The organism is Paenibacillus alginolyticus DSM 5050 = NBRC 15375 (assembly GCF_000422905.1).
Classification (GTDB): Bacteria; Bacillota; Bacilli; order Paenibacillales; family NBRC-103111; genus Paenibacillus_E; species Paenibacillus_E alginolyticus.
Map to the genome: position 1 here is coordinate 1 of NZ_AUGY01000162.1, position 9,126 is coordinate 9,126.

At 42.5% G+C, this 9,126-nt stretch carries 11 protein-coding genes and 1 pseudogene; 3 read left to right on the forward strand and 9 right to left on the reverse strand.

Annotated features, from left to right (window positions below; all coding sequences use genetic code 11):
* Positions 1-354: 354 nt before the first annotated feature.
* A pseudogene (locus G519_RS48220) lies at positions 355-1,302 on the reverse strand (fibronectin type III domain-containing protein); the annotation flags it as partial.
* Between the two features lie 427 nt (positions 1,303-1,729).
* Here G519_RS48220 and G519_RS0136475 point away from each other — a divergent pair.
* Complete coding sequence (locus G519_RS0136475) at positions 1,730-2,242, forward strand: CBO0543 family protein (protein ID WP_029198778.1); 513 nt, start codon at positions 1,730-1,732, stop codon at positions 2,240-2,242.
* Between the two features lie 55 nt (positions 2,243-2,297).
* Here the strand turns inward: G519_RS0136475 and G519_RS0136480 are convergent, their stop codons facing one another.
* The 5 genes from G519_RS0136480 to G519_RS0136500 all read right to left on the reverse strand — a co-directional run bounded on the left by G519_RS0136480 (position 2,298) and on the right by G519_RS0136500 (position 5,166).
* The gene (locus tag G519_RS0136480; protein WP_029198779.1) at positions 2,298-2,777 is read right to left on the reverse strand and encodes a CcdC protein domain-containing protein; all 480 of its coding nucleotides are present in this window, start codon (positions 2,775-2,777) and stop codon (positions 2,298-2,300) included.
* A 127-nt stretch (positions 2,778-2,904) separates the two neighbouring features.
* Complete coding sequence (locus tag G519_RS0136485; RefSeq protein WP_029198780.1) at positions 2,905-3,429, reverse strand: AAA family ATPase; 525 nt, start codon at positions 3,427-3,429, stop codon at positions 2,905-2,907.
* Between the two features lie 62 nt (positions 3,430-3,491).
* The gene (locus G519_RS0136490) at positions 3,492-4,010 is read right to left on the reverse strand and encodes a GNAT family N-acetyltransferase (protein WP_029198781.1); all 519 of its coding nucleotides are present in this window, start codon (positions 4,008-4,010) and stop codon (positions 3,492-3,494) included.
* A 252-nt stretch (positions 4,011-4,262) separates the two neighbouring features.
* Positions 4,263-4,709 (reverse strand): DUF2269 family protein, encoded by a 447-nt coding sequence (locus G519_RS0136495; protein ID WP_029198782.1) that lies wholly within the window; start codon positions 4,707-4,709, stop codon positions 4,263-4,265.
* 49 nt (positions 4,710-4,758) lie between these two features.
* Positions 4,759-5,166 carry a DUF4267 domain-containing protein gene (locus G519_RS0136500; RefSeq protein ID WP_029198783.1) on the reverse strand — a complete coding sequence of 136 codons (408 nt, stop codon included), beginning with the start codon at positions 5,164-5,166 and terminating at the stop codon, positions 4,759-4,761.
* 119 nt (positions 5,167-5,285) lie between these two features.
* Here G519_RS0136500 and G519_RS0136505 point away from each other — a divergent pair, with 119 nt between their 5' ends.
* Positions 5,286-5,618 (forward strand): winged helix-turn-helix transcriptional regulator, encoded by a 333-nt coding sequence (locus G519_RS0136505; RefSeq protein ID WP_029198784.1) that lies wholly within the window; start codon positions 5,286-5,288, stop codon positions 5,616-5,618.
* A gap of 123 nt (positions 5,619-5,741) precedes the next feature.
* On the opposite strand, the gene G519_RS0136510 is transcribed toward G519_RS0136505, so the two are convergent.
* Positions 5,742-6,905 carry an FAD-dependent oxidoreductase gene (locus G519_RS0136510; protein WP_036635259.1) on the reverse strand — a complete coding sequence of 388 codons (1,164 nt, stop codon included), beginning with the start codon at positions 6,903-6,905 and terminating at the stop codon, positions 5,742-5,744.
* 144 nt (positions 6,906-7,049) lie between these two features.
* Between G519_RS0136510 and G519_RS0136515 the strand changes: the two genes are divergently transcribed.
* On the forward strand, positions 7,050-7,280 hold the full coding sequence (locus G519_RS0136515; RefSeq protein WP_127528328.1) for a hypothetical protein: 231 nt from the start codon (positions 7,050-7,052) through the stop codon (positions 7,278-7,280).
* A 400-nt stretch (positions 7,281-7,680) separates the two neighbouring features.
* Here the strand turns inward: G519_RS0136515 and G519_RS53830 are convergent, their stop codons facing one another.
* Together G519_RS53830 and G519_RS46385 are read right to left on the reverse strand one after the other, a co-directional pair.
* Complete coding sequence (locus G519_RS53830; protein ID WP_369073757.1) at positions 7,681-8,019, reverse strand: transposase; 339 nt, start codon at positions 8,017-8,019, stop codon at positions 7,681-7,683.
* A complete protein-coding gene (locus G519_RS46385) occupies positions 7,931-9,007 on the reverse strand; it encodes a transposase (protein WP_036633693.1) in 1,077 nt (358 codons plus the stop codon). Before G519_RS46385 ends, G519_RS53830 begins: the two co-directional genes overlap by 89 nt.
* Positions 9,008-9,126 lie beyond the last annotated feature (119 nt).

Here is a 9,126-nt window from a genome sequence, read left to right on the forward strand (position 1 = left end):
AGAAAAGTCTTCTTTGGCCATATACTTGCGGACGGTTTTCACATCCATCTTTAATTCCTTGGCGATCTGATAGGGCCCCTGTTGCTGCATTTGTAACTCTTTGACTCGGTGGATCTGCTCCATGCTCTTCATCATCCTTTCTCCTCCTTGCATCTCTGCAAGAAGAATTGTACGTCAATTGGATGACCGAAAGGGGCTGAAATCTCTCAAATACCACAGAAGAATTTCCAGCTCAGACCAGGGATTTTTCGATGATCATACCAGGGAATTCCTGATGATCACACCAGGGATTTTCTAATGATAAAACCATCCCTTTTCATTTGATCATAAACACTTGTAGGTCGTAGACGCATTGGTCGTAGTTATAGTTAAAGCGCTGCTTGCAGCAGATAAATTACCAGCTGCATCCTTGGCTTTTACAGTAAAACTGTACGTTGTGTTAGGTGTTAAGCCTGTAACATTGATCGTTGTTCCTACTGCAGAGCCTTTCAGTGTAGAACCTGCGTAAACCTCATAGCCCGTTACTCCAACATTGTCTGAAGCAGCTGTCCATGTCAAGGTAATCGAAGTAGCTGTCGTGCCTGCTGCGGCCAAGTTCGTTGGAACGGTTGGAGCTTGCGTATCAGCAGGTGCTTGATCTGTTACTACAGTAACTGCGTTACTAGCCGCCGATTTGTTGCCAGCTGCATCTTTCGCTTTCACAGTGAATGTATGGGACGTGTTTGCCGTAAGTCCTGTTACATTGAAGGATGTGCCAGTTATCGTTGTAAGCATTGTGCTGCCGTCGTATACTTCGTAGCCAGTTACGCCGACATTGTCAGTTGAAGCGCTCCAACTCAAAGCTATGGATGTCGAGGTTTTACCTGTGGAAACAAGATTAGCGGGTACAGAAGGCGCTTGTAGATCCCCACCCCCGCCGTTTATAACTGTATAAGTCAGGTTGCCGGAAGTTTGTGTGCCGAAGGAGTTGATTAGATCAACTTTGTACACATAAGTACCGGATGGTTTATTTGTGAAAGCAAATGTTGCCGATTGGGCATTAGGAGAATTATCAGTCAATGTGCTTGTGTGTATGACAGCACCGTTCTCATATAATTTCCAAGATGAACCGTTGTTTCCCCACCACATATCGAAACCAATGGTGTAGTTCGGGCTGTTATCCCAGTTGTTTTGATTCATGTTAGGCGTTCCAGGTGCACCCGATGCTGCTGCAAAGATCATGCTAGGCAGCATGGTGAACATAAGTGTCAGTAGAATCGTGAGATTGATCAACTTCTTTGCCATTTTTTTCGTCATTTTCATTCGTCATTATCCCTCCCGAATTTTAGTAAATCGCGTTCTTCCTCCTTCTCTTGCAGTCTGCAATCCGAAACACAAAAACAAGCTCGCCCGTTATTGTAAACGCATTCAAACCAACCAATTTTTGTGCTTCTATTTGTGATTCTATTGCTCATTGGAAGAATTTAATAGGCAACATTTCTCTTTTTGAGGGATAATATTGGCTTATCAATTACTGTGAAATTTACCAAAAGAAAGTCATCTGTGCGTTACTTGGAAAATAAAAAAGCAGTCCAAAACTAGAACATATAGTTTTAGACTGCTCGTATAGGATTGAACTCGTTATTTGTTGTTTACACCTTTAACGATATCTGTACAAATAACATTTGTATGAACGATGGATGAATTGGAATAATAAGGACTTAACATATACAAAGGAGTTCGAAATCCCTTGGTTGCGATTTTATACTCGGTTTTATGGCTGCTAGCAGCTCTTTGGTTTGCGGACCGAAACTGGGAGCAGTACTATCCAACACTCCTCTTTGCTGCGTTAAGTAATGGTCTCTATGAGTTGATCTGTTATCAATATCAACTTTGGCAAATGGAGCCGAATGGTCTTCCGGTTGCCACGATTCCGATCCTATTACTTATTCTGATTGGCATGCCTGTATCGACTTGGATATACCTATCGAACTACTCGCGAAATCGCAAACTTCTTTCCCAGGCTTATTACATCATTTTTTTCACTGGTATTTTTGTGTTGCTTGAATTTGTAGCTGTAAAATGTGGATCAATCACATATCACAACGGATGGAACCTATTTTGGTCATCTTTTTTCGATATGATCATGTTTATCATGCTGCGTATTCATTATCGCAAACCGTTATTGGGCTTGCTCATGTCGGTACCCTATACTGGATTATTGATGATTATCTTTAAAGTAGGTTTTGATAAAATGAAATGAACCTCGTGCTTCACAATGAACAAAGCAGGCCGCTGCAGCGCCTGCTTTATTTGTGTTAAACATTCAGAACAGCTTGCTTCGAGCTGACACTTCGGAATTTAATAAAACTAATAATCCGCCAAGTCGCGATGTAGCCAAAGGTTATCAGGTTGCACATAAAGCTAAGTGTGCTTGGAACAATTGATTTTATAGTCGCAATCGCGAGGAAACGCAGTGCAAAGATCACGATCAGCAGCACAAAAACCGTTTTGTTACGCTTAATAAACGTGTTGCCATTGTCTCGAACTTCAAAGTTGGTCGTCAAGATAAGCGGAATCGAAACAATCATACCAATCAACAAAGCAATGATTACTTGCTCTTCGCGGATATGCAGCGATGGATCGAACAATTGCATAAGCGAAGTAGAAATGTATAGGATAGGCAATAGCAACGTTACTCCCGATGTTTTTAACGGCTTACGCATGCCGCTTAATTGTCCACGCAAGATAAAGAAAAAAATTAAAGCCGAAATCATCATCGATACTGTTGAATTCATAGTAATGAACACTCCCTTAAAGGATTTTATAATCTTATTATCCCCTTTAAGAGTGTGTATCAAAAGTGAATCAAGTCATCGGATCGAGGTGACAATCGTCATATTCGTATTCGTTCTGTCCTAGGAGTCAATCCAATCTGAATTGATTATTGTTCATAATTTCTTCTATAACCTGTTCCAAATCTTCTGCGTTTTTTTTACTTGTATCAAGCAAATATTTGGCGTCTAATCCTGATTTGTTGAACTCTTCCATTAGTATCAGGCATCGTTCTCCCATTTGATGTTCTTTCTTTCTCAATTGGTCTCTTTTTAAAAGCGTCTCAATATCTGTCCACAAAACCACATAGACAACATTAACATTAAATTCCGCCAGCTTATCTTTTAACCAAAGGACATCTTCTGGAAAAGTAACATAATCGACAACAACATCTACTCCGTTGGTAACGAAATTTTCAGTTAGACTCAAGATATTATTCCAAATGAGAGATAGCTCATCTTTGCTTTCCCATGGTTTCTTACGACCATTTACATGCATATGGCTTATATGATCTCCTGAAATATAGGCACTGTTTTTTAAAGCATTTACCAATGCTCTTGAAGTCGTTGATTTTCCAATTCCCGCTGGTCCCGACAAAACATAAACGGTTTGCATGAATAATCCCCTATCCTTTTGTTTATTAAGCACTTATTTTTTGTTAGAAAATCGTTCGAAATTTATATTAAGAATGACTTAGGATATACTAACTCACCTTTTATTTGTTGGGTTGCCGTTCCTTCTTTTAAATCACAGAACATAAAGACTTCATCAGGTACACGAAATTGCTTCAGTTCAAAACCATATTTTTTCGCTGGTTTAAATCCAAATTTAGGATAATAAGTGGGATGTCCTATCAAGAAAACAAATTCATAACCTAATTCTGCACACCTTTTTAAACCCTCTTGAATGAGTTTGCTACCTACTCCTCTTTTCTGGTGACTTGGCATCACTGCAATAGGAGCAAGTACAATGACTTCATGACTATTTTCTTCGTCAACTACTTCTGCTTTACTAAATACAACGTGGCCTACAATATGATGATTCTCTTCTGCAATAAGAGATAATTCAGGGATAAATTGGTCCGATAATCCAATTCTTTCGATCAGCCTGGATTCATCTTCCCTATTCTGAAAAGCCAAATAATTCAATTGAAATACTTCTTCATAGTCACTAATTCTTTCCGTTCTGATTTTCATTAATTGATATCCCCCCTCTTAATTCATTTGTTAATAATTTTACCACGCATTCTGCCCACCATTTTGGAAAGTTTCTGTATTATTAAAACTCTCCTGTCCCTAAAAGAACAAATAAGCGCGAAAAACGTGCTTTCAGCGAGAGTTCCTCGAGCCGAAGCTCGTTGAAAGAGTCTGAGAAGCCGGAAATCGACTTCTCAGCTAAACGTCCGTGCTGCATAAGCGCGGAAAACGCGCAAACGTACAGCCCCGAGCTTAGAAGGGTTTGAACACCATTAGTAAAATCGAGATGAACACCGCAAGATTCGCGACCCCCTCCAACCTGGCGGAGCGTTTGCGGCTCACTCTGTACGCGTCAGGCAGATCATCGCCCTGCGTCTGCTGCAGCAGCGTAAGCTGCTGCTTGATGCCGGCGGGAAGCAGACCAGCCAAGATGACAAGAATGACAATGAAGATAGCAATCGAGACCACATACCACACCTCTCGGAACAAATAGGTTTCCATAAAGCCAAGCGCTAGGCCTGTAAGAAGCAGCAGTGTACCGCCGAATTTCAGCAGGATTGCCATTTTCTGCAGAAGCGCAAGTGCGAACTTGGCCTGAACCACTGTCCGGGCGCTGCTCATAATCAAGGGATAGCTAATGACTGCGGCAATAGCCGTCACGGCGGAGATGATATGGATGAATAACAGGTAAATATACATGTAGTTCCTCCCTTAATTTGGAAAATATCCTACTAATGATGATACGGTTCTATGCTGTTTTGGCTCGTTGTTCTTCTCGATACAACATCCAACCTACAACAAGTCCATATAACGCAGTAACAATATGAATCCAGGAAGGTGTTTTATCTACTGCATTCGTAATTACCAATATGGCATCAATTATAGGCATTAAAATAGAAGTTAACATTAAAACAAGTAATGCTTTTCTCATACGAAGTACCATCAAGGCTAGTAGGAAGATACCAATAGAAAGATCGCGATCTGCTTTTATGTGAACAAGATATCTATCAGCAGTGTCATGCAACGGTATGCCAAAACCTCGAATCGCAGCTTCTGGCTGGATAAAACCTCTTACTCCTAAAAACAACATCAACAGCGTAACAACACCCACAAACCAAAATGTTACTGACCTTGGTCCCCAATAAGATTTACTCATTTGTCCGTCTCCTTTTTTCGATTCAATTTGATTGACTTTATTGTATATCGGTAATAATATTCTGTTAAGAACGCACTTTAAAGTACGGCACTTACTTAAGGTAAGGGAGTGATTTATCAATGATTCATCAGCGCGAATGCCCAATCGAAACAGTTATTCATGTTTTAGGTGGAAAATGGAAGCCGATGATTTTATGGCATTTGATGGAATCCACTAAGCGGTATAACGATCTGGAAAAGCTTATACCTGACGTCTCCCAAAAAATGCTTACGCAGCATCTTCGAGACTTGGAACAAGAAGGCGTGATCGAAAGAACCGTATACCCTACCGTCCCTCCAAAAGTAGAATATTCACTTAGTGATTATGGCAAAACATTGATCCCTGTAGCAGAAGTGATGTGTGCTTGGGGAGAAAATCATAATGAGCGGAAACAAGAAGAACCAGCCTCTTAAGCTGGTTTTTTTTCTGCCATTTTTCATGCTTATGCCTAAATACTCAAAAAAAATACACCGCCGGATTTCTCCGATGATGTTTCGCTCTAAATCAGTGCTATTAGTAAATTAAAGGTCGGGAGTTCATGGATGATCATGATATTGGTTCATTAGATCCATCAATTTGGCTGCAGCATCATCGGAGAAGATGAGCTTGAGATTCGCATCCGATTCCTCAGCTGATTTGGACGAATATGCGTACATTTTCTTTTCGTAGGCTTCGACAGCTTTATTGACATCGCTATGCTGAACGATGGACAACGCCAGTTCCATGGCATCCCGCATCGCTAAGTTCACGCCTTCTCCGGCAAAAGGAGACATCAGATGCGCCGCATCACCGATCAGCGTCACGCCCGGTTTGTGGATCCACTTGAGACCGACTGGCAGCATATATATGCGTCTAGGGAGCATAGGGCCATCAGCGGCTCGGATATAATTCTTAAGCGACTCGTCCCAATCGTTAAAATGCTGCAACAGCTGCCGTTTCACTTCCTCTGGCTGATCGAACGGAATGCCGCAAGTATCCAGCCAATCTCGTTCAATTTGAAATGCCAAATACACGCAGATGCGGCCGTCTCCATTCAACTGCCCCAATATACCCTTATGATCCGCAAGGGCAAACAGTTTTCCTCGTCTGTTAAAAGCAGCGATCTCCGGATGAGCGATAGTGGCATTATCCAGGTAAAACTCAATCATGCTTAGACCGGTATATTCAGGTACAGAATCCGTAAGAAGCGGACGAATGCGGGAGAAGGCGCCGTCTGCAGCTATGACAAGATGGACATGATCAACATGCCCGTTCTCAAAGCGAAGTTCATGCATGCCATTTTCCAAAGGAATCGCTTGGATCAAATTGTGCCCCCAGTGAATGCAATCAGAGTCGACGAAGTTAAATAGCAGCTCGCGCAGCGTTCCGCGATCTATTTCTGGGCGATCCCCTTCATTGGATTCAGCTATCTCGTCCAAATAGATTTTGCCTGTTTTATCAAGAAGGCGAAAGTCTTGTCCTTCATACCGGGCGAGCGCTTTAAACTCTTCGAATAAACCCGCCTCTCTTAGTGCCTTTTGTCCAGTATCGTGGTGAATGTCTAATGAACCGCCTTGCTGGCGGCTGGCGCGGGATGGCTCGCGTTCATAGACGACGGCTTTTATGCCGTGCCGCTGTAAGATCCGGGCTAACGTCAATCCTCCTGGACCTGCCCCTACGATTGCAATGCGTTGTTGTTCTTTTGCATTTGTTGTTTTCATGATTATCAACACCTCGGAATTAAAATGATTTGTTCAACTTCCGATAGCATACGATGATTGTATAAACTGAATATATACGGAATATGGAGGCGGCATTCTGCAAATGATATGCCAATGGATATCATTGGAAGGAATGAAACCGACATGGAGCTATACAATCTCGCCGATGTGAGCGGCGATATCACGGTTAATCATGAAGCATTGCGTTTGATTTTCCGCAATTGTGCGGTTCATCGTTACGCTTCCGGTCGTGATTCTGATCATGGAGCGTATTCGCAGCAAATCGCTGCCCGCATCTTGACGAAAAAACCTCCGAACGCGGTTCACCGACGTTCGGAGGTTTTTTCGGCGTCAACGCCGCTCGCTTCATTTTAGTTCCATCCTTTAGCGATAACTGTTTTCTTTTTATGATTAAAAATCCTACCAAATAAAGTCAATTTCTTTTTTCGTTTGAGAGTGAGTTTAATACCTTCAATCAGTAGTCTTGATCTCAATTCGTCGCGACGATTGAGCGTGTGTAACCTCTTTATGAACTGCTTGTCCATGTTGACTATCCCTCCCAAGTATCTGTAAATGAGAAGCAAGACTTCTGAATCTGATATATATATTATAGATTTCGCACTGTGAATAACTTAGGATGTGCATAACATTATCCACAAGGAAAATGCCAAAAGCATGCAAATTTGGATTATGAATTTGGGTTATGAACCTATAAAGGGTATAGCTTCCCCTCCCAGCAAGGGGTTACAACTTCGTTTCCAGTTGTCGTTTGTCGTCAGGTGATGTGACGGGATCGTTGTAGCATGGTTATCCACAACGCATTCTTTGCAAAGCCATCCCACAGCTTAAGCGTCCATTGTCTTGCATGCGAAACAAGTATCGCTGGTATGATCCAAAAGACCCTTCTCATGCGAGAGACTGTGTAACACTTTGCTGCGTCTGGCGCAACCTCGCTTTTAAATCCTTGGTATACGTTGTAAGCAATGAGTTTCAACATGGCATCAGCAGCATTTGGGTAAAAACCGTCATTGGTGATGGCGTCTAAGGCAAAGCCGTTCTTCGCTTCCTTGATGTAGTTTTCCATCCCGCAATGATGGTTGTAGAAACGCCATATATCTTCTCCCTCCCAGAGAAGGTTGGTGACGATCCATTCGTATTCCCAGCCATACTCTGGAAAAAGGGCCATTTGATCCTCGTCCACGACTTCTTTGGTACGAACAGCAATGATGAATGCGGCGGGGAATGCTCCAACCGTTCGCTTGGTACTCAAACTCCGTGTATTCGATAATGTGAGTTCCCTCATAAAATCGGCACCATGGTCTGCTGAGCGCCAGTTTGAACAAGGGATTGCTACGTTTCATCTTGATGACATAGCCGATCATCTTCCCTTCAGATGCCGCATACATCTCCTCGCTGCCAAATCCCTTGTCTCCACGGCAATAAAGGGTTTCGATGTTGTCAGGCAGACGGTTCAAAGTATCTTCCAGCATTTCGGGTGTGCCATCTGACGTGTAGGCATTACCGGCACGTAATTCAAAGTTCAAGGCGTTATGGCTGACACCGTCGAAGCAGAGCAGCGGGTGCAAACTTGCTTTCCCATGATCTCTTGGATTGTAACCTACAGCGGCTTTTTCTTGGTGACCATAGAGCGTCTCTACGGAAGAATCGAAATCCAGAATAACCGTCTTTTGATTCTTCAGTTGTCGCAAGTTCACCTGATCATTGACAAGCTTAAGCATCTGAATTTTTTCATCAGAGTCGAAACGATCCAAGTCTCTGTATAAGATCGTCGTGTCGGGTAATTTGCCGCCCGCAAGACCTAGTTCTCTAGCCAAAAACGTATCCTTCTCCATCTCTTCGAAGTGACAAATGCGTTCCTTTCCAAGCAGTCTTCCTGCAACTTGGGTCAGGCATATTTGAGGCAACGTATACGTAGCCGTGGGTCCCTTTGAAAACGTAAGCGCATCGGCAAAGTGATTCTCAATCTTCAATTTTTTCATATAGGTTAACACGGGGAGTGCCCCGCCAAATGTTGTGGCATTGGGAAGCGAAAACTCTACATTCATCTCTTTACTTGTGGATACATTTCGTTTAATATTCACCTTATGGGTGCTCCTCTCAAGGGTCTATGGTGGTCTCGATAACTTCCATTTTCCTTGATCTGGCGCACCTTTTCAACTTCTATTGACAATTTTATTGAGGTTCAACTGCGAAATCTAGG